This is a genomic window from Indibacter alkaliphilus LW1, assembly GCF_000295935.2.
In the GTDB taxonomy this organism is placed as follows: domain Bacteria; phylum Bacteroidota; class Bacteroidia; order Cytophagales; family Cyclobacteriaceae; genus Indibacter; species Indibacter alkaliphilus.
In genome coordinates this window covers 26,577-48,340 of record NZ_ALWO02000035.1, presented here as the reverse complement: position 1 = coordinate 48,340, position 21,764 = coordinate 26,577, and the positions used below count along the sequence as shown (strand labels likewise).

Annotated in this window: 17 protein-coding genes; 14 read left to right on the top strand and 3 right to left on the bottom strand. The window is 33.9% G+C overall.

What is annotated here, in order from left to right:
• Positions 1–45: 45 nt before the first annotated feature.
• A complete protein-coding gene (locus A33Q_RS11320; RefSeq protein ID WP_016255131.1) occupies positions 46–2,643 on the top strand; it encodes an Ig-like domain-containing protein in 2,598 nt (865 codons plus the stop codon).
• 63 nt (positions 2,644–2,706) lie between these two features.
• Here the strand turns inward: A33Q_RS11320 and A33Q_RS11315 are convergent, their stop codons facing one another.
• Entirely contained in the window at positions 2,707–3,807 is a 1,101-nt protein-coding gene (locus A33Q_RS11315) for a hypothetical protein (protein ID WP_009036010.1), read from the bottom strand.
• Between the two features lie 630 nt (positions 3,808–4,437).
• Here A33Q_RS11315 and A33Q_RS11310 point away from each other — a divergent pair.
• The 13 genes from A33Q_RS11310 to A33Q_RS11250 all read left to right on the top strand — a co-directional run bounded on the left by A33Q_RS11310 (position 4,438) and on the right by A33Q_RS11250 (position 19,809).
• Positions 4,438–5,628, top strand: a complete 1,191-nt coding sequence (locus tag A33Q_RS11310) for an Ig-like domain-containing protein (protein WP_009036009.1) — start codon at positions 4,438–4,440, stop codon at positions 5,626–5,628.
• A 483-nt stretch (positions 5,629–6,111) separates the two neighbouring features.
• The gene (locus A33Q_RS11305; RefSeq protein ID WP_009036008.1) at positions 6,112–7,014 is read left to right on the top strand and encodes a glycosyl transferase; all 903 of its coding nucleotides are present in this window, start codon (positions 6,112–6,114) and stop codon (positions 7,012–7,014) included.
• Position 7,015: 1 nt separating this feature from the next.
• Positions 7,016–8,422, top strand: coding sequence for an oligosaccharide flippase family protein (locus A33Q_RS11300; protein ID WP_009036007.1), 1,407 nt, complete (start codon positions 7,016–7,018; stop codon positions 8,420–8,422).
• A gap of 38 nt (positions 8,423–8,460) precedes the next feature.
• Positions 8,461–9,678, top strand: a complete 1,218-nt coding sequence (locus A33Q_RS11295) for a hypothetical protein (RefSeq protein WP_235062796.1) — start codon at positions 8,461–8,463, stop codon at positions 9,676–9,678.
• A complete protein-coding gene (locus A33Q_RS11290; protein ID WP_009036004.1) occupies positions 9,665–10,702 on the top strand; it encodes a glycosyltransferase family 2 protein in 1,038 nt (345 codons plus the stop codon). Before A33Q_RS11295 ends, A33Q_RS11290 begins: the two co-directional genes overlap by 14 nt.
• On the top strand, positions 10,702–11,772 hold the full coding sequence (locus tag A33Q_RS11285) for a glycosyltransferase (RefSeq protein WP_009036003.1): 1,071 nt from the start codon (positions 10,702–10,704) through the stop codon (positions 11,770–11,772). The genes A33Q_RS11290 and A33Q_RS11285 overlap by 1 nt, the downstream gene beginning before the upstream one ends.
• Positions 11,769–12,734, top strand: a complete 966-nt coding sequence (locus A33Q_RS11280; RefSeq protein ID WP_009036002.1) for a glycosyltransferase family 4 protein — start codon at positions 11,769–11,771, stop codon at positions 12,732–12,734. Before A33Q_RS11285 ends, A33Q_RS11280 begins: the two co-directional genes overlap by 4 nt.
• A gap of 4 nt (positions 12,735–12,738) precedes the next feature.
• Positions 12,739–14,607: an asparagine synthase (glutamine-hydrolyzing) gene (asnB, locus tag A33Q_RS11275; protein ID WP_009036001.1), complete on the top strand. Its 1,869-nt coding sequence runs from the start codon at positions 12,739–12,741 to the stop codon at positions 14,605–14,607.
• A complete protein-coding gene (locus A33Q_RS11270; protein WP_009036000.1) occupies positions 14,604–15,707 on the top strand; it encodes an NAD-dependent epimerase/dehydratase family protein in 1,104 nt (367 codons plus the stop codon). Before asnB ends, A33Q_RS11270 begins: the two co-directional genes overlap by 4 nt.
• The gene (locus tag A33Q_RS11265; RefSeq protein WP_009035999.1) at positions 15,704–16,963 is read left to right on the top strand and encodes a UDP-glucose dehydrogenase family protein; all 1,260 of its coding nucleotides are present in this window, start codon (positions 15,704–15,706) and stop codon (positions 16,961–16,963) included. Before A33Q_RS11270 ends, A33Q_RS11265 begins: the two co-directional genes overlap by 4 nt.
• Entirely contained in the window at positions 16,963–17,499 is a 537-nt protein-coding gene (gene rfbC / locus A33Q_RS11260; protein WP_009035998.1) for a dTDP-4-dehydrorhamnose 3,5-epimerase, read from the top strand. Before A33Q_RS11265 ends, rfbC begins: the two co-directional genes overlap by 1 nt.
• A gap of 80 nt (positions 17,500–17,579) precedes the next feature.
• Positions 17,580–18,860, top strand: coding sequence for an NAD(P)H-dependent oxidoreductase (locus tag A33Q_RS11255; RefSeq protein ID WP_009035997.1), 1,281 nt, complete (start codon positions 17,580–17,582; stop codon positions 18,858–18,860).
• 19 nt (positions 18,861–18,879) lie between these two features.
• Complete coding sequence (locus tag A33Q_RS11250) at positions 18,880–19,809, top strand: polysaccharide deacetylase family protein (protein ID WP_009035996.1); 930 nt, start codon at positions 18,880–18,882, stop codon at positions 19,807–19,809.
• A 121-nt stretch (positions 19,810–19,930) separates the two neighbouring features.
• On the opposite strand, the gene rfbF is transcribed toward A33Q_RS11250, so the two are convergent.
• On the bottom strand, positions 19,931–20,713 hold the full coding sequence (gene rfbF, locus A33Q_RS11245; RefSeq protein WP_009035995.1) for a glucose-1-phosphate cytidylyltransferase: 783 nt from the start codon (positions 20,711–20,713) through the stop codon (positions 19,931–19,933).
• A gap of 31 nt (positions 20,714–20,744) precedes the next feature.
• The gene (locus A33Q_RS11240) at positions 20,745–21,764 is read right to left on the bottom strand and encodes a DUF354 domain-containing protein (RefSeq protein ID WP_009035994.1); all 1,020 of its coding nucleotides are present in this window, start codon (positions 21,762–21,764) and stop codon (positions 20,745–20,747) included.

The window sequence follows — 21,764 nt, the reverse complement described above, 5'->3', positions numbered from 1 at the left end:
GCTACGGACAACAGAGGGGGAGTCAGCACTTCGGCCCCTGTAAGCGTGACCGTAATAGCGGACAACATCCTTCCTACAGTATCCATCACCGCTCCTGTTTCAGGAACTGAGATAGAAGCCGGAGAATCTATTATAATAACTGCCGAGGCATCCGATGAAGGCGGGGAAGTGGTTAAAGTGGAGTTCTTTGTAAACGGAAGCTCAATTGGAACTACAACCCAAGCACCATACAGCATCAACTGGACTGCTGATGAGGCAGGAACCTTTGAGATCAGGGCAGTTGCCACGGACAATGAGGGAGCTTCTGCCAACTCTCAAACCGTTACCGTAACTGTTTTTGAAACTCCTGAAAACATCCTTCCTACAGTATCCATCACCGCTCCTGTTTCAGGAACTGAGATAGAAGCCGGAGAAACTATTATAATAACTGCCGAGGCATCCGATGAAGACGGGGAAGTGGTTAAAGTGGAGTTCTTTGTAAACGGAAGCTCAATTGGAACTACAACCCAAGCACCATACAGCATCAACTGGACTGCTGATGAGGCAGGAACCTTTGAAATCAGAGCAGTTGCCACGGATAATGAGGGAGCTTTTGCCAACTCTGAAACCGTTACCGTAACTGTTTTTGAAACTCCTGAAAACATCCTTCCTGTTGTGAGCATCACTGCTCCTGTTTCAGGAACTGAGATCGAAGCCGGTAGCACCGTCAGCATCACTGCCGAGGCTTCTGACGAAGACGGTGAAGTGGTAAAAGTGGAGTTCTTTGTAAACGGCAGCTCAATTGGAACCACAACCCAAGCTCCGTACAGCATCAACTGGACTGCTGATGAGGCGGGAACCTTTGAGTTCAGAGCGGTTGCCACTGACAATGAGGGCGCATCTTCTAATTCTCAGATCATTACTATCACAGTAATTCAGCCAAGAAAACCATTGGCGATTAAAATTTTATCACCATCTCAAAATGAAGTCTTTGCAAGAAATGCCTTTATCAATTTTGAAGTTGAGATTGAAAGTGAGAAAGAAGTTGAAAGAGTGGAGTATTTCAGAAATAATATACTTATAGGTGTAGGTGATATTGAAACTCATGGTCTTTCTTGGAGAGCTATGAATTTAGGTAATCAAAATATTAGGGCAGCTGTAATAGATGTTGAAGGGAACACTGCTACAAGTGATGTTTTAAGGATAAGAGTAGAAAACAACCTCGCTCCTGAGGTTAGATTACTTTCACCAATAGATAAAGAAGAGTTTGCTCTTGGAACGTCAATAGAAATTATAGCCGAAGCCTTCGACTCAGATGGTTACGTAGACCAAGTAGAATTTTATGCTAATGATGTGTTGATCGGGACATCGTTTAATGACCCATTCTCGACTCTATTAAATAATGCAACTCCAGGAACTTATAAGCTTACAGCTAAAGCGTATGATGATAAAGGTGCCAGCAATACCTCTTCACCAATTACAATTTTTGTGATTGAGGAAGAAAGTAATGGGGCAGATAAAGGAACCTCTGATTCGCCTAGCGTTGAAATAATTATTGTTTCTCCAGGAGAAGGTCAAGAATTTGAAGCGGGCTCAATAGTTCCATTAATAATTATGCTTGATGGGGAAGGAGACCTAGTTCAAAGAGTAGAGTATTTCGCAAATGGAGAACTTATAGGAACTTCAACAAATGACCCATTTAATTTAGATTGGAAAGCCTCAAGGACAGGAAATGTAGAATTGGTTGCAGTTGCATATGGGTTTGAAAACAACAGACTTAGTGTTTCAGAATTTCGTTCAATAAGAATACTACAAAACCAAAACACCTTTAGGATAATCGATCCTATAAGAGATGCTGTCTTTGTAGCAGGCTCAGATATATTGATAAGGGTTGAATTACCCAACGGAGCAAGTGAAATAGAAAAAGTAGAATTTTTCAGAGGAAATCAAAAAATTGGAGAATCAAATCAATTTCCTTACAACTTTGTTTGGGAAAATGTAAATCAAGGCCAGTATAATCTAGTGGCAAGATTAGTCTATAAAGATGGTCGAAGTGAGCTTTCTGTTCCAGTAAGAATATCTGTATCACCAAGAAATAATGGAAACATTAGGATTAAACCTTCCAAAAAAGAGGTTATGGAAGGTGATTCTTTTGAACTTCAGGTTGAAACCACAGAATTGGAACAATATGTTGACTTAATTGACATTTATATGAACGATCAACTTCTTGAAGAATTAGAGGAGGAACCATATTCATTAAAACTTGAAGACCTTCCAGTAGGTGACTATAAATTTGTTGCACGAGGAAAGTCCAAAAATACCAAAGGGCAAGTTTATTATTCTGAGGAAGTAATGGTGCGTGTGATACCTAAAGGGTTGGAAGGTATTGATGTGCCGGATATTTTACTTGAAATCAAAATTGGGCCAAACCCCGCTAGTGACTTTATAAACCTTATCTTCGAAAATCTCGATCAAGATGAACAATATGACTTTACAGTTCAAATTGTATCAATGAACGGTACCGTTCATGACTCTTATTCTTTTACACAAGAAGGTAAAGTAAGTACTCTTGATATAAGTCATCTAAAAAATGGTGTTTATATGATGAACCTATTTTACAAAAACAGGCAGATTGAAAGTAAGAGATTTATAAAAAGGAGATAGAGAAATAAGGCAAGTATAAAAGCGTAGAAAAAGAGGCTAAAATTAAGTTAGCCTCTCTTTCGATTATTTAAAATTATCCAGATTTGTTACAAATACTCCACATGAAGAAGGAGATTTATCACACATGGAAGTGATCAAAACTTTATCGTTTTCATAAAGCTTGATGGAAGTAATTGTATTCCCTTTTAAATTTGAATTATTAAGTGGTTTGATATTCAATCCAGAATCAAAATTCAATTCAAAAATTTCGTCATTTTTATAACCTATTATTCTATTTCCGATTAATTCATATTCAGCATTCAAATACCTGATCGATACTTCTTTAGAAACTATTTTATTTGCATTATCAGTGCCTAACCCTGAGGTAAATATAGAGAGTTCACCTTTTCTCATATCTGTAGCCATTGTTATCAGTTGATCTCCTTTTATTAATGACTTAGAAGGATAATCTACAAGTTTAGTGACTTCTCCATTTAGTTTAATTTTAAATGTAGTACCACTTACCTGTACTAGAAAAAACTCATTGAAACTTTCTATGCTGTAATTGTTGTCAAACCAAGAAATAAAAGGATAATCAATTATTTTAGTGGATTTTATTTCGATTTTACTATTATTAGTTTCTGTATTTACTATAAAGAAGGAAGGATTGTCTTTTGCAATATTATTTTCTGCAGTCCTGTATGATAGAAGTAAAACACCTCCTTCAGTTAATCCCATCATTTCCCCTTGCCAAAATGGAATATCCTCAAAACCAATAAAATTAGGATCAAAATTAGAAATAGATAACTTCATTGGATCTGATTGATTCGGTTGGTTAAATCCGTGTAAGAAAACTTCAGATTCAGTTCTAGTAGCTAAAAAGTGAGATGATATGGGAACCCTGTATCTTCCCAATCTTGTTTGAAAATCTTGAAAGGGGATAGGGTCTTTTAGATTTTCTAAATCATTTCCTCTTAAAAAACCGTTTCTTCCAACAATTATCCAACCCGAAGGAGTTTTTTTAGCATTGTAAACCTCTAACTTCAAGTTACTAAAATTTTGCCAAGGGTTGACTTGTTCTAGTTTGGGTTCTCCAACTTCATTTTCATTGTTTTCTATACAACTATTTAATAGTGAAAGAACAAGAAAAAGTGAAACTAAAATGGAAGTGATATTTGACTTCATCTTCGTATAGTGGGTTTTGGGGTTTGACAAATATATGTAGTAAATATGAAAAGAATATGTCAAAATACAAAATTTATTGTTTGAAATGCAAAAATATTAACTTGAAATTAATATTGATAAATTTAAATATTAATTAAATGATAATATATATTAAAAATATTAGTTTTATTTCTATTATATAAGAAAATTTAAAGAAATATTTTGTTTTTATATTTTTTTGAATAAAGTCTAAAATTTCAAAAATAAAAGGTAAATCTTAAAATCCTGGCACTACTTATTTTTTTTTAAATACAAAAAAAAGAATTTTAAATATATTAAAATGATTTTCAATAAATTTACATTATGTTTGTGTGCTCAAATGTTTATCCTTTCGAGTTTATTTTAAGTAGCGGCGTATACTGTGACTGAAAGGGCGAAGCTGTAAATTCAATTCTTTTTTGGGACATAATTCTTATTTATGGTATTGTTGTCCAATTAAATTTGTTTGAAATACATAAATAAAAATAACTCTTTATAAGTCAATATATTGATTATGAATTACTTATTAAATATATTATTTTTGAATGCTATTAGGATTATACACCTAATTCACTCAAAAATCTGTATTTAAAAATCTTACATTTATTCAAAATGAGCAAATATTCAATTTGCATTACGTGTCTTGCTTTATTGATAAGCCTTATCTTATCCAGTACTAGCTTAATTGCCCAGGAGGTTTATTCCAATAATTTGGGTACTCAATTATGGTTTGCCGGACATGAAACTGGAAATCAAAGTGAATGGACAGCTGATGGAGGGGGAGGTGAATACAATAGTGGGACCGGAAATAGCGCAGTATCCTCTGAGCAAGCTAAATCAGGAAATAGATCATTAAAACTTTCAATTAACACTACTTCGGGTGACTCTCATGGTACTAGAAATTACAGGTGGAATGAAATCACAAAACATGAAGACCTGATTTATACCATTTATATGTACTTTCCTCATAGAATTGACTTTGACCCCAATAATGCTTGGTTCAATTTAATTCAAACAAAGGGAGTTAAATATGCATCGGGGGGTCCTGGCACAGGTCCTGATCAGATAAATAATCCTCACTATGTAGTTGGCCTTGGGGTCAGAGGTGGTGCAGGATCAGGTGGTGCAAATTACCTCACATTGGCAGATTTACAGAGGTTTTGGGGTGGATCTACAAATATTGTTTGGCAGGCACCAAACGGAGTAAACCTCCCCACACAAAAATGGGTGAAAATTCAAATGAGAATTATTCAGAAGAGAGATGACACCGGTAGAATATTAATATGGCAAGATGATCAACTCATCATCGATTCAGGAAATCGCAATACCCTAAGACCTGAAGTTGATGATAATCACTTTAGTATCAATGCTTACGCGGACAAGACATTTCCAAATAGAACTTCATTTTACATTGATGATGTGAGTATTAATTTACCATCAAATAACAATCAAGAAGAACAGCCTAACCAGATTAATTTAAGCGCTTCTCCTGATTCCCATGGATCAGTTAGGGCTGCAGTTAAAAAAGAAAATGCATCAGTAATAATTAAAAGCCCCAGTGATAATTTTGAAATTGATTTAAACTCCCAAGTAAAAATTGAAGGAGAATATTCTCATCCCAGTTCCAATATTTCTAAAATTGAATTTTACGAAGGCAAAAATTTGATTGGTAATAAAAGTCAAGCTCCATTTGAATACAATTGGAGTCCTCAATCAAAAGGTGTTTACTCATTGAGAATTAAAGCATTTTTCGAAAATGGTGATCAGACATTCTCCAATCCCGTTACTGTGGTTGTCAAATGATAAATGAGTGACTTGGCTCGTTTCAAAAGGTATGTATGTAATTTTGTGTTTGGTAAAAATCCTGTAAGGAATTTTTTAGAAAAATTGTTTCCTTTAAGACATGAAATTACATTAAATAATTGTCTATTTTCTTATCAGTTAAGTACTAACCATAGAAGCAAGACCGACTTTAAATTGGTTTATGTCCTAATTTCGGATTTACATGTTTTATATTTTTAAATTGTATATCCACAATTATACCACTGACCAATTTACATAAGGGATTATATCAACCTTATACTGATAGAAATTGGCATGAAATCATAGGTTTTTTCCGTTATTTAGGTTCTACTGGTTTTAAAGCGGATAATTTTGATTTTTAAAAAGAGGTATATTTATTTCAAAATAGGGTAAAATTCTTATCCAGTATCTTAAGACTTAAAAAAGTTTCTTTGAATTGCTTATAAATTGTTTCCATCAAAGTCGAAAACCCCTTAAAATCTAATGACCAATTATTCAGAAAAACACGCTATTCTCTTTATTTCTCATAAAAATTTAGAAAGGATTTTTGATTATTTTAAAATTTATGATGATAGGTTTTATTATTTTATCCATATAGATACCAAGAGCAAGTTTGATAAATCAAGGCTTGATAAAATAAAATCTTCCAACAAAAATGTTGTTTATATAGGATCTGAAGTAAAAGTTAACTGGGGTGGATATAATTATTTGGAAGCTATGTTTTTGTTAATTAAGAAAGCTTTGGCTTACACTAATTTTGATTATATTCATACTACAAGTGAGGCAAATCTGCCAATTAAAACCTGTGAAGAGTTCATAGGTTTTTTTAATGAAAATAAAGGAAAACTGTTTTTGGAAAACTTTCCAGTACCATCAGGAAAATGGATGAATGGAGGATTAGATAGGTTTAATTTGTATTCTCCGCATGATCTGTTAAATGCCAAAACCAGATTTGGGAATTTTTTGATCAATAAAATAACTTATATTCAAAAGTTATTTGGAGTAAATAGAAACATAAATAAAACTATTGAGCAGCTTTACGGTGGGTCTTGCTGGTTTTCACTTACTCAAGAGTGTTTGAAGTTTTGCATGGAATTTATTGAAACAAACCCCGAATTTTTGAAAGCTTTTAAAAACACCCATTGTCCCGAAGAAGCTTTTTTTCAAACTTTAATTATGAACTCCAAATTTAAAAATCAAGTGGTTAATGATCATCTCAACTATATAGACTGGGAATTTAGAAATGGAAATAGTCCGGCCAATTTAGATTTAAGTGATTTAGATAAAGTTTTAAAATCTTCCTCTTTGACAGCAAGGAAAATTGTTCCTGGTGTTTCGGATAGTTTAAGACTTGAAATTATGAGAAACCTTAAAATTTCTAAGTAGAATGCTAAAAAGTATTTTAGCTAATAAAGTTTTCAAAAATTTTTCTTATCTGACTTTAGGTACTGTTCTTTCTCAGATTCTGAGCTTGATTACAGTTCTTAAAATTACCAATATTCTTAAACCAGATGATTATGGGCTATATACGTTTATAATTGCGCAAGGTGCTTTATTAGTAACAATAGCTGATTTAGGAATTCAGACTATAATAGTTCGAGCGATCTCGAGAGACAATGATAGAACTAATGATCTTGTTATAAATGGGATTTATTTAAGACTTATTGCTCTTATATTAGTTAGTGGGATCTATATTCTTTATAACTATTTTTTGGGAGAGCTTGATGCCCTCGAGCTGTTTTATCTTTTTTGTTTTTCTCTCATCACCTGTATAGGCAAGCTATATGAGATAGTATTCATTGGTTTCCAAAGAATGCTACCAACTTCCGTAATCAATTTTTTATTTAGTTTCTTTTGGTTTGCCGCAGTTTTTATCTTGCCATCTGAATTGATGACTGTATCAAGTTTAATGGTGATTTACCTTTTTATTAATCTTTTAAAGAATTTCACCTACTATCTTGTTCTCAGAAAACTCGGAATGTTGATTGGTAAAGTGTCAGGCTTTCTTGAATCTTCTACAGCATTGATCAAAGAAAGTTGGCCATACTTTGCACTGACTTTGGTAATGCTGCCATACAGGAGGTTTGCTAATAATTTTCTAGATATCAATTCCAGTATTGAAGAAGTAGGATTTTATAACCTTTCTGAAAAATTTACAGGTCCGATTTCTATGGTGTTGGATATAGGGCTGATTGCAATTTTTCCTAACCTTTCTTCTCTATGGGTTTCTAACAGAGAAAAATTTATAAAAGTGGTTAAAACAGGGTTTCGGTATTATATGCTGTTAGGTGGGATTCTGGCTTTCTTGTTCACCATGTTTGCTCATGAAATTTTAACAATTTTGTTTCCTCCTGAGTACTTGCCTGCAGTTATCGTTTGTCAGATCCAAATTTGGTTTTTGCTGCTTAGTTCAATAGATAGTTTAGTGGGAACAGTTCTTGGCGCGACCAATAACGAAAAAAGAATTTTTCAATTAGGTTTAGTTAATTCAATTATTTCGACTCCGATTATATTTTATGGCAGCTTTTATGGTGCATTCGGACTTTCTGTTGCTTATTTGATTACGTTTGCTTTATTTCAGTTTTATATTTGGTACATATTTCAAAAGTATGTGAATATAAATATTGACAAAAAAATACTGACTTGGGGGGTGTTATTAAGCTTGTTCGGACTTTCTTATTTTTTATTTTCTGATTTTGGAGTTTTCTTAAAAATAATCCTTTCACTATTTTTTCTTTCCGTCTCGGTATATTTGATTTTGGGTAGAAAAACTTTCTTGTCATGGAGGAGCTGAAAAAGAAATTTCATATTGCCTACACAGCGCTTTTTGTATTGATTAACCTGAAATTTTTTGATGCTACATTTATTAGTCCAAGTCTCTCAAATTATACTTTTATTTTGTTTATATGGATTACGATTTTCCTTTCTGTGCCGCATTTTTTCACGAATAGAAAAACCAAATTTGATTATCCAATAGCTATAGTTTTCAGTTCCATATTTTTTTCTATGGTTATGGCATTTCTTTCATGGAACCAAAGTCTTTTTCACAGCATCATCGAAACTTCTCAATACCTTTCGTGGCCATTTTATTTCTACTTGGTAGGGCATAATTTCAAAGTTAATACTATTGAAAAAATCGTTGTCGCATTCGGGCTGCTCTATGTCATGCTTTATTTTTATCAATATTTAAATCAAGGTGCAGTTTTATTTGGTAAACCACTTTATGGAGATGAATGGACGGAAGATAGGGGAGTAATAAGAATTATTTTTCCAGGTGCTGGCATATTCATTCTTACCGTATTTATAGCGTTGACAAAGTTGACCAGTAAAGCCCCTTTAAAATGGCTTTGGGTTTGTATTCTTATTTTGGGTTTAGTCATCCCTGTTATGCAAGTAACGAGGCAGTTTATTGCTGGAGTTACCCTAGTATATCTTTACCATTTGATAGTAAATGTTAAAGCTATATACAGAGTATTTATTATTAGTTTTTTTTTAATAGGTATTTCAGTTGTAGTAAAAATGGAGATTGATAGCGTTAAAGGTGTGATTGAGGCAGGTGAAAGGGATGCTGATTTGGGTAAGGATTACGTGAGGGTATTGGCTGCTGAATATTTTTTATTTGATTATGCTCCTAATGATTGGAGTAGGATTTTTGGAAGCGGAGCCCCTTACTGGGGTATTTCTTCTGTAGGTAAGTTCAATGAAAGGCTAGGGGATGAGAAAGGTTATTATTTGTCAGATGTTGGGATAATTGCTGTCTATGCCATGTTCGGCATTGCAGCTGTAATCGGATTTATATTAATTTGGTATAAGAGTTTTGTATTGCCTTTGCCTAAAGAATTTCAATATGCCAGATACTATTTATGGTATATTCTATTTACAAGTGTTACATGGTTCTCTGTTTATCACTATCATTACATCATTTCCACGATTCTAGCCATGTACCTTTTTCAAAAAGGATATGATCTTCATGTCAGAAAAGAACTATTAAAAAAAGTATTTTATAAATTAAAGAATAAACAAGCCGCTGAACTTGATGAAGTTGGATAGGATCCCTGGATTGGTTTCTGTTGTAATGCCAGTTTACAACGGTGAAAAATATATAAGAGAGTCCATTAAAAGTGTTTTGGATCAAACTTATGGAAATTTCGAGTTACTAGTGATTAATGATGGATCATCTGACTCCTCTATGGAAATAGTAAGGGAGTTTGAGGATCCAAGAATCATCCTATTGGAGAATGATCAAAATATGGGTGTTTCTTATACTAGAAATCTAGGACTAGATCTTTCAAAAGGAGAATTTTTAGCATGGATAGATTGCGATGATCTAATTGATAAAAGGAGAATTGAGATACAATATGAATTTATGAGAGAAAACCCTCAAATCGGTATTTGCGGGACTTATCTCGAAAGATTTAATGAAGGCAATTCTACATTGTCAACAGTATTTTTAGAGCCGGAGCTTATAAAAGCAGGGTTGATTTTTAAACCGGCGGTTTTAAATGCCACCAGTATGTACAGACTATCCTTGATTGATCGGGCAGGTTTGAGGTTTAATCCCAAGCTTGCAATTTCAGAAGATTTTAATTTTTATGTGGATGCTTGTTTTCACTTTCCCATTGTAAACCTTCCAAAAAAGCTTTATTTCTACAGGGCGTCAGAAACAAGCATCATGAAAAAATATGATGAAAAAAAGGATGAAAAATTCCAATTTCATAAAGTGGTTTACACTAAGTGGTTTGAAAAATTACAAATTCCATTGTCAGAGAAAAATTTCCAAATACATGATAAAATAGGATCTACTGAGCTTTATAATAATTTCGAAGAGTTAAAGTGTGCATTTAATTGGCTTAAGTATCTTAAAATTCAGAATGATAAGCTTCAGGTAGTTGATGAAAATGCATTGAATAAAGTTCTTGGAAGTATGCTGTATTTTATATGTAAAAAATCTTCTCAAATAGGATTGCCTGTATTTTTATTTTTTCTGAGATCAAAAATGAATTTTAGTAAAGCTGAAGAAGAATCTTGGGTAAAATTATTTATAAGATGTTTGATCAAATATGATAAATTTTGATGCGTAAATTATTGATCATAGATAAAGACCAATTTGGGTATCACATAAGTCCTTATAAATACGCATTGTACCTTAGCCGAAAATTTGACGTCACTTATGTTTGTTGGGATGAGAAGCGTGATAAAAATCCTCACGGAAATGTAAATGTGATTTATCTTCAGAAGAAGGGTAACATTTTGAATAGATTTCTTATTCTTATCAGAAATTTAAATGATGAGATAAAGGCCTCTAATTTTGATTGCATTTTTTTAGTTTATTTTTTTGGTTGCTCTTTACTAAAAATTTTCAATTCCCGTGAAAAATTTATTCTTGACATTAAGACCGTTTCCGTAACCTCAACGCCTTTTATCAATTGGGTTAAGGATGGATTATTGAAAATTGAGTCATCTTTTTTTAAAAATATCACCGTCTTAAACTACAGAACAGGAAAGAAGCTAAGATTAAAGTCCTTTCATATCTTACCTTTAGGAAGTGAGATTTTTGCAGAAAATTTTTATGACACAGGCTATTTTGATTATCTGTATGTAGGTACCTTGTCTAATAGAAACATAATGGACGTGGTGCATGGATTTAAGATCTTTATTGAATCATTAAAAAGAAATAATAATCATTCCATGCTTCCCAGATTGATATTGTTGGGGGTTGGGTATGGAAATGAATTGGAGAGTATTCGGCAATATGCCTTTGAAAATCAGCTTGAGGAAAAAATTTTAGCACCGGGTTTTGTTCCTTATGACCGGCTCCACAGTTATTTTCAGATAAGTAAAGTGGGGATATCCTACGTACCAATTACAGATCAATATACTGACCAGCCTCCTACAAAAACTTATGAATACCTTCTATCAGGATTACCAGTGATCGGTACAGCAACCAATGCAAATAAAGAGCTGATTTGCTCCGGTAACGGTATTTTGATAGAAGATAATTCGAAAGACATAAGTATTGCTATGGAGAAGGTGTTTAGCAATTATCTTGCCTTTGATAGGAAAAAAATACAAGAGAACAGTCGCCATTTTTCTTGGGAAACTATCATTTATGAAAATCTACTTCCGTATCTAAATTCGTTATGACAAACAAAAAAATACTTTTTGTTACTAATATGTATCCATTTGATAAGAAGCCCTATTTCGGAATTTTTATCAAAGAGCAAATTGACGAGCTAAAAAAATCGTTTTCATTTGATCATGAAGTTTACTTCATTAATGGGCTTTATAAGTCTAAATTAGAATATCTCAGGAGTATTTTAAGGGTTCCTCAAGTTATAAGAAAGTTTAAACCGGATATCATTCATGTGCATTATGGCATTTCCGGGCTTTTTTTACTTTTTTATAAACCAAAAATCCCGGTTATCATGACTTTGCATGGATGTGACTTTCTCGATCATGGTGACAACTGGCTACAGGTAATGATCAGTAAAGCTGTTGCAAGGAAAGTAGACAAGGTTTTGGTACAGAACAGGCAAATGGTAGAAGTCAGCCGGACTATTAATCCAAATGTTCAAATACTTACCTGTGGTGTAGATACTGAATTTTTTCAACCTGATTCGCCCGTCAGCAATGTTAAGAATAATGAGATTACAATTGTTTTTCCAAGTGACCCTTCAAGGAATGAAAAAAATTATCCCTTATTTAAGGCAACTATTGAAGAATTAGAAAAATCTTTTAATAAAAATGTGTCTATTGTATGTATCCACAATATGGACCGTAGTGAAATAAGAAATGTGCTTTCAGCGTCTGATTGCTTGATAATGACTTCTATTTCAGAGGGTTCACCACAGGTGGTTAAAGAAGCCTTATCCTGTGGCTTACCTGTGATTTCGGTGGATGTTGGCAACGTAAAGGAAATGTTGGAAGGAATTCCAGCTTGCTTTTGTTCAGAACATCACGATCCTAAGGAATTAGCACATTTAGCCAACAAAGCTATAGAGCAGGGTAGAAACGAAATCAGATCCTCTTTTTTGTCAAAGGGCATTTATGACAACAAAATTATTGCCCATAATCTTTGGCAAATTTATAACTTTAATACAAAGTAATTTTATGTGTGGAATTTTAGGATCTGTTAATTTTCATCTTGGATTAAAGGAACTTGACCTGATAAAGCATAGGGGACCTGATGATTTTGGAATTGAAACTTTTGATGTTTTAGGAGATAAAGTAATTCTAGGACAAAGGAGGCTTTCAATTCAAGATCTCTCTCCTGCAGGTCACCAACCGATGAAGTCTCAATGCGGGGAATATGCAATCATCTTTAATGGAGAAATTTATAATCATCTTGAGCTGAGAAAAAATCTAGATAATTACACTTTTATAGGACATTCTGATACTGAAACCATTTTATATCATTTGATCGAAAATGGAACTTCGGGAATAAAGGAATTAAACGGAATCTTTGCCTTGGCTTTTTTGGAACTAAAAAACAGAAAATTAACCCTATTTAGGGATCCAATTGGAATCAAACCCCTATACTTTAATTTTGATAATATCACAAACTCCCTGATTTTTTCTTCTGAAATAAGGCCGATTAAAAGTCTTAAGGGAGAACTTTCCATATCAATGGAAAGTCTGGGTTCTTTACTTAAATTAAGGTATAATCCTTCCCCTAAAACGCTTTTTAATGAAATCGAAAAGCTTAAGCCTGGGCATATGATAGAATTTAAGCTTGGCGAAAGCGAATTAGTCAAAAATCAAAGATACTTTGGTAACACGCTAACGAAGGCACGTAAGATTTCTATAGAAAAAAGTGTACAAGAGTATGGATTACATTTTGAAAGTGCTGTAAAAAGGCAGCTTTTGTCAGACGTTCCTGTCGGGATCCTTTTAAGTGGTGGAATTGATTCCGCCATGGTGGCTTCGATTGCTCAGAAGTATTCAAATGAACCCTTGAAAGCTTTTACAATTGGTTTTGAGGGTGAGCATAGTGAGGATGAAATAGAAGATGCCGCCGAAACAGCAAGAATTTTAGGATTAGAACATCAATTCAGAAAAATTTCATTTTCTGATTTTTTACAGATTTTCAAAAAATGCATTGAAATTGTTGAAGAACCTTTGGCTACAAGTTCCATGATTCCAATGTATTTCCTTTCTGAATTGGCATCAGAGTACGTAAAAGTAGTCTTAACAGGACAAGGTGCAGATGAACCATTAGGAGGCTATCCAAGATACCAGTCTGAGTTGATTTTAGATAGGGTGCCTATGCCTTTTCAGAAGTTGGCTAAAAATATTTTTGGCTCTTTCAATTTTAAAAATGATAGAATCAGTAGGGGAATAGCCACAATTGGAATAGAAAATGAAATTCAGAGGTTTCTTACCAATTATCAAGTTTTCAATGAATCTGAAATAGAGAAGCTTATTGGTGTTAAAGGGATCAATTATGCAGACTCTTTCGAGTATTATTATAAAGTTCTGGGCTGTAAGTCCAAACAACATCCAGTAGAAAGGATGATGGCTTTGGATACAAGAATGAATCTGTCAGATGACCTTTTGAATTACACTGATAAGATCACAATGAATTTTGCCTTGGAGTGCAGAGTCCCTATTTTGGATTTAGAACTTGTTAATTTTATTGAATCCTTGGATTATACCAAGCGACTTGGTCTCGGTAAAACAAAAATCATCCATAAAGCCTATGCCGATAAAATTTTGCCGAACAAGATTATCAATAGAAAGAAAAGAGATTTTAGATCACCTACTAGCCTTTGGTTCAGAGAAAATCCTGAACTGATTAAAAGTATTTTACTAAATCCAAATGCTATTTTCTCTGATTTTTTTAATTTAAATGAAGTAAATAAACTTATCGACCAACATCAAAATAAATTTCCCAAAGAAAAACAAATATTCCTTTTACTAGGGATTTATTTCTTTTTAGAAATACATCAAACCAAACCTCATAAACTTAAAAGTAGATGAAAAAATTAAAACACATGAACCAAATTCTCAAAGAGGATTTAAATTATATTTTTGAAAAATTAGATAATGAGGAGAAATCAAAATTCTATAATGCTACGGTCTTGTTAACAGGCTGCGGAGGGTTTTTAGGATATTATTTTATGCATTTTCTGAATAGGTATTCGGAAGAACTGCAGATCAAGCAAATAATCGGGTTGGATAACTTTCTTACCGGGACAAAGGACTGGCTTGAAAAATTAGCAAAAGAAAACCCGAAAATTTCTTTGCATACCTTTGATGTGATCAAGGATGACCCAAACCAGATTAAGGGAATTGAAAATGCTGATCTGATCATTCATGGAGCATCCATAGCTTCTCCTACATTTTATAGGATATATCCACTTGAAACGATAGATGCCAATATCACAGGGTTAAGGAGGCTTCTGGATTTTTATTGCAATAAACCAATTAAGGGTTTCTTGTTTTTTTCCAGTAGTGAGATTTATGGAGATCCTTTTCCAGAATTTATACCAACGGCTGAAACTTACAGGGGAAATGTATCCACTATGGGGCCACGGGCTTGTTACGATGAGGCAAAAAGATTCGGGGAAACTCTGTGTTATGTGTTCCATGAAAAATACAACATGCCAATTTCCATTGCAAGGCCCTTCAATAATTATGGGCCTGGAATGAATATTAATGATAAAAGGCTTCCTGCCGACTTTGCTAAATGTGTTCATGAAGGAAGAGATCTCATTATGTTTTCTGATGGAAAACCCACTAGGACTTTCTGTTATATAAGTGATGCAATCACGGGATACCTTAAAGTGCTATGTCACGGGAAGCTTGATGTATTCAATATAGGTATAGATAATCCGGAAATATCAGTGAAGGAATTTGCCAACCTATTTATTAAATCAGCCAAAGAGGTTTATGGTTATAAAGGAAAGGCGATTTTTCAAACTTCTGATGATTCTGAATATTTGACGGATAACCCAAATAGAAGGTGTCCTGATATCAGTAAAGCCAAGAAATTATTAGGTTATTACCCTGATATTTTGGTCAATGAAGGTGTGAAAAGATTTTTAACATTTTTGAATTTAAATGAGGGTAGATTATGATAGTTTCAGTTTTGGGATTGGGATTTGTTGGCCTTACTACAGGTCTTGGCTTTGCAAAAAAGGGTTTCACTACTTATGGTTTTGATGTCAATGCCGAGAGGCTTCAAAGCTTGAAGAAACATGTAATTCCCTTTCATGAACCGCATTTGAAGGAAATATTGGAAGAAACAGACCAAAAGACTTTTTTTCTGGATTCTGACTTTAATGAGGCCATAATGCAAAGTGATGCTATATTTCTTTGTGTAGGCACACCTGAAAAAGAAGATGGAAACGCTGATTTGATTTATATTTTTAAAGCGATAGAACAGATATTGGTAGTGTCCACCACAAAATTCCAGGTCCTAATAACCAAATCCACAGTCCCCCCTTCTACTGTATCTGAGGAAGTAATCCCTTTTGTAAATAAGATATTGGAACAAAAGAATGGGGAAAGAAATATAGGCTTTGCTTCTAATCCTGAGTTCCTTAGAGAGGGATATTGCTGGGAAGATTTTATTAATCCTGACAGGATTGTAATTGGAGTAGAGAGCGAGGCTTCGAAAAATATCTTGGAAGAATTGTATAAACCATTTAATGCTCCAATTCACTATGTGAATTACAACACCTCTGAATTTATCAAATATCTTTCTAATACGCTATTATCCACAATGATCAGTTATGCCAATGAAATGTCAATGGTTGCAGGGAGTATTGGGGAAATAGACATAAAAAAAGCCTTTAGAGTATTGCACGAAGATAAAAGATGGTACGGAAATCCTGCTGGGATGAAAAATTATGTATATCCAGGATGTGGATATGGAGGCTATTGCTTACCAAAAGACACTGCTGCGTTGATAAAAATATCCGAGAAAAATGGATTTTCGCCTCCAATTTTGAAATCAAATTTAGAGGTAAATAAATCTATTAAAAGATATTTAGTAGATAAGGTGGTCAAGGAACATAGGTCAGACGTAAAAATAGGGATTCTAGGACTGTCGTTTAAACCAGACTCTGATGATGTAAGACTAGCCCCACCTAAGGAGATCATAGAAGACCTGATTTCCAGAGGTTTCAAAAATATAGTTGCCTACGATCCTGTAGCTGTTAAGGAATTCAAAAAGTACAATGGAGATCTTAAAATCCAATATGAGGAGACTTTAAAAAGCTTAGTGGAATCATCAGAAGTATTGCTTTTGCTTACTGGTTGGAAAGAATTTAAAGAAAACGAACAATTATTTTCAAATAAGGCCCTTTACGATTTTAGATATTTTCTATAATGGAACTGCAAGAAACTAATTTGGAGGGGTGCATTATTCTCCATCCTAAAACATTCAGAGATAAAAGAGGAAGCCTTACAAAAATCTATCATCAAGATACATTTAAAGATCTTGGATTAGATCTGAGTTTTAAGGAAGAATATTTTTCTGTTTCAACTAAGGGTGTTCTTCGCGGACTACATTTCCAAACCCCACCTATGCAGCATTCCAAATGTGTTACTTGTGTTGCGGGTAGTATTTATGATGTGGTAGTTGATCTCAGAAAGAAATCTCCCACTTATGGTGAATATTTTAGTTTGATTTTGGATTCAAAAGAGCCTAAGATGCTGCTTGTCCCTGAGGGCTTTGCTCATGGCTTTGTTGCCCTCGAAGATAATTCTGTCTTCCTCAATAGATCTACTACTGTTTATTCTCCTGAATACGATGCTGGCATAAGGTGGGATTCTTGTGGTATTCAATGGCCTGATATGGATCTGATAATTTCGGATAAAGACAGCTTAATGCCTAGTTTTGAGAATTATGACTCTCCATTTTAAGCTAAATACTAAAATTACATTAGGATGCATAGATAGCTTTTTTGCTAATTAATCAACTTTAAAAAAGACATCAAAAAACTATGATAATAATAGATACAGCACTAAAGAAAAGACAAAGCTTGAATAATCCCATTAGGGTAGGAATGATAGGAGCTGGGGAAATGGCCAAAGGTATGATCAATCAGATAGAAAAGTATACCCCGGGGATGGTTGTTTCAGCTACATATAACAGGACTCCCGAAAGGGCTAAAAAAGTTTATGACGCACTAGGTCTCACAAATTATCTTATTACAGATGACATTATAAAAGCCAATCAGGCAATTGCAGATGGCAAAAGTGTGATAACAGGGGATGTGCAGACATTTTTGAATCTCGACAAAGTAGAGGTTGTTGTGGAGTCTACTGGTGCAATTGATTTTGGTGCCAAAATAATTTTAGAGGCGTTTGCACATGGAAAACATGTGTTATCCTTCAATGCAGAATTGGATTCTACCTTAGGTCCAATCCTCTTGAAGAAAGCGAAGGAATCAAATGTCAAATATGCCCTGGGAGATGGAGATCAGCCAGGTGTTACTATGAACCTTTACCGTTATGTAAAAGGAATGGGGTTTGATCCGCTAATTTGTGGAAATGTGAAGGGTATGTTGGATTATTACCGAACACCCGCTACCCAAAAAGGTTTCGCAGAATCTTGGGGGATGGCCCCTGAAATGGCTACCAATTTTGCGGATGGGACAAAAGTCGCTTTTGAACAATCCTGCATAGCAAATGCAACAGGAATGCGTGTTGCTAAAAGAGGAATGTTAGCATATGAGTCTAACGACCATATTGACAACCTCACACACCTCTATGATTTTGATCAACTCAAAGCATGGGGTGGAATCGTAGAATTTATTATTGGGGCAAAACCCTCACCTGGAGTTTTTGTATATGCTACCACAGAGGATCCATATTCCATTAAATATTTAGATTATGGAAAGTTGGGAAAAGGACCATTATATAGCTTTTATGTACCATATCATTTGCTGTTTTTTGATATTGCAAGCTCTATATCCAGATTAATAGATTTTGATGATCCTGTGATCATTCCTCTAGACAAACCATATGTCGACGTTGTCGCTACAGCAAAAACAGACCTTAACCCAGGAGATACAATCGACGGGATAGGAGGATTTAAAACCTATGGGCTTTGTGATAATCACAATGAAGTCCGATCTGCAAACCTTCTTTATATGGGACTTGCAGAAGGCTGCGTTGTGACTAAGCCGGTTAAGAAAGATAGTGTTTTGACTTATGATGATGTGGTTGTTCCTAAAGGAAGGCTCATTGATAGATTGATGGTAGAACAGGTTTCACTTTAATTTATAATTGAAAGATACAATGTCAAAAAGAACTTCTTTTCAGAATGTGATTCCTTTTATTAGAATAGTATTTGCCGCAGGACTTCTTCAATTTATTTCTTGTTCTTCGAACTTTGGTGGTGAAAAGAATCTAATAATTCATTCTGATGATTTTGGATTATCGAGATCACACAATCTTGCTACAATTAATGCAATGAGGGAAGGAGTTGTTACTTCTGCAAGTTTAATGGTTCCATGTTCTTGGAGGGATGATGCATTGAACCTATGGAAAGAAAATGATGATTTGGATTTTGGAATTCACTTGACATTTACAAGTGAGTGGACCAATTATAGATGGGGAGGAGTTTCTCCAGACTCATTAATTAGCAGTTTATTAGATAAGGATGGATTTATGTATCCAACCTGTGGTGAATTTTTAGAAAATGCAGATATTGATGAAATTGAAATTGAAATTAGAGCACAAATTGAATATGTTTTGGAAAAAGGACTGAGACCTTCACATCTTGATGCTCATATGAGCTGTTTGTATAGAGGATCTCCTGAATTAATTGTCTTATACTTGAGCTTAGCTGAGGAATATGGGATAACAGGTATGCTAACAAAACAATACTTTAAAAAGATTGATTCTAAAAAATACCTTTCTGGATTAAATATATCTAAGATTGGTCTTGTTGATAACCTTCTTATAGCGGATGAGAATTTGTATGATAAGGTCGGAATGTATGAAATGTACGATAAATACCTTCAAAAAGTTAAACCAGGACTCAATGTACTTTTAATTCATACAGCATATGATAATGAAGAAATGAAAGCAATGACAGAAGGTTTCGAGTATTGGGCTTCCCGATGGAGGGAGGAGGACTTAAAGTATTTCACTCAAGAATCAACAAAACAAAAAATAAATGACCTTAATATAAAATTAGTGGATTGGAATGGAATTGTTTATTAAACTGTGTTTAAGGTTTATTTTATTTTTAGCCTGATTAAATACTTGGCTTTTTCTTGCTCATCTTGTTTAAAGTTAACAGACAGACGTAAATGAACAGTTTATAATTAGTCTTCCATGGTTTTTACCAGATCTTCCATGGTGCATCCCCACTTTGCCATAGATCTTCGAGATAGTTTTTATCTCTTAAGGTATCCATTGGTTGCCAGAATCCAGTGTGTTTGAATGCACTGAGATTCCCTTTATTTGCAACTTCTTCCAATGGTTCTTTTTCCCATACTGTTTCATCACCATTAATAAGGTTTAGTGCTTCGGGTTCAACTACAAAAAAACCACCGTTTATCCATGCATTATCATTACCGTCACCAAATGGTTTTTCTCTAAACTGAGTAATTTTGTGTTGATCATTTTTTAATGAAAAAGCTCCAAATCTACCTGGTTGTCGAACCGCTGTCAAGGTTACAGTTGATTGATTTTGAAAATGAAAATCTATTAGTTTTTTGATATTTACGTCAGACACACCGTCTCCGTATGTCAGGCAAAAAGTTTCATTTTTGATAAACTGAGATACTCTTTTTATTCTACCACCTGTCATTACATTTTCTCCTGTATCTACCAGAGTAACTTTCCAAGGTTCAGATTTTTTACAATGTACTTGAATTTCATTTTTTTCCAGGTCAAATGTCATATCTGACATGTAAAGAAAATAGTTTGAAAAATATTCTTTAATCATGTAGCCTTTATATCCACAACAAATTATGAACTCATTTATGCCGTATTTGGAATATATTTTCATGATATGCCACAAAATTGGCTTCCCTCCAATTTCAACCATAGGCTTGGGACGTATTCCACTTTCTTCACTGATTCTGGTTCCAAATCCACCAGCTAAAATAACAGCCTTCATACTTATTACATTAAAATTTAAGTTTAAAGAATTAATTTATATTAAATATTGTATTTTTTATTAAATTAAATGCTGTTTGCCCCTTTTCCAAATAAATAGAAGAATTTTTTTGACTGTTTTCAATATTATTTATGAGATCCTTAACTTCTTCAAAGCTAATCTTTTCTTGGTGTCGCATTAACCCATTTTCGATTAGAGTTTTGTCAACATTGAGGAGCTCTCCTTGATAAACAGAAATAGTCGGAACGCCCATAATTGCCATTTCTCTTGTCATCGATCCACCGGCGCCGATGAAAAGTAAGCAATTTTGAGCTATTTTTTCAAAATTAAAGGCTTTTTCAGGGACAGAGACTCCTTGGAACTTTTCACTTTGATAGTGTTTTCTTTGATCTGCATCCCTCACCAGTACGAAGACTTTGTAATCTTTTTTAAGACTATTAATTACCTCATCTAAAAAGTTTTTTTCTCCGGAATAATACTGCGCAGTGTTTGGTTCCGGCCTTACATAGATATGATCCTGAGTGGAATTTATTCTTAACGCTTGTATTTTTATTCCCTTTTCCCATAAATAAATTCCTTCTTTTACACCGGGGTATTGACTGATTTTCTTTTTACTAGCACCTTGTGCATATGCAGTTTTAAGAGAAAAGTTTTCTGGTAAAAGTATCTTATTTGCAAATAGAAAGCTGGGGATATTCCCCAATGCGTGTTCATTGTCATTTGTGTAAATAGATTTAATGCCAAGTGATCTGGCGGTAATCGGCAAATAAAAAGAACTTTGACCAATTGCGACATCTACATTTTTGTCTTTTAAAAACTTTCGCAGGTTTATTATCCGAGTAGGAAATCCAAAAACTTTAGTTAAAAAGCTTTTGTGGACTTTTTCTCCAATTATAGTGAAAGGCCATCCTTTAGTTTTTAATAGTGGTACAGTGTTGGATGAATCTCTGCATGTCAATACAAAATGATGCCCTCTTTTTTCTAAGTCTTTAATGAAAGGTTCAAAAAAATTGACTTGAGGAGTATTTATAAAGTCTATCCAAATTACCAT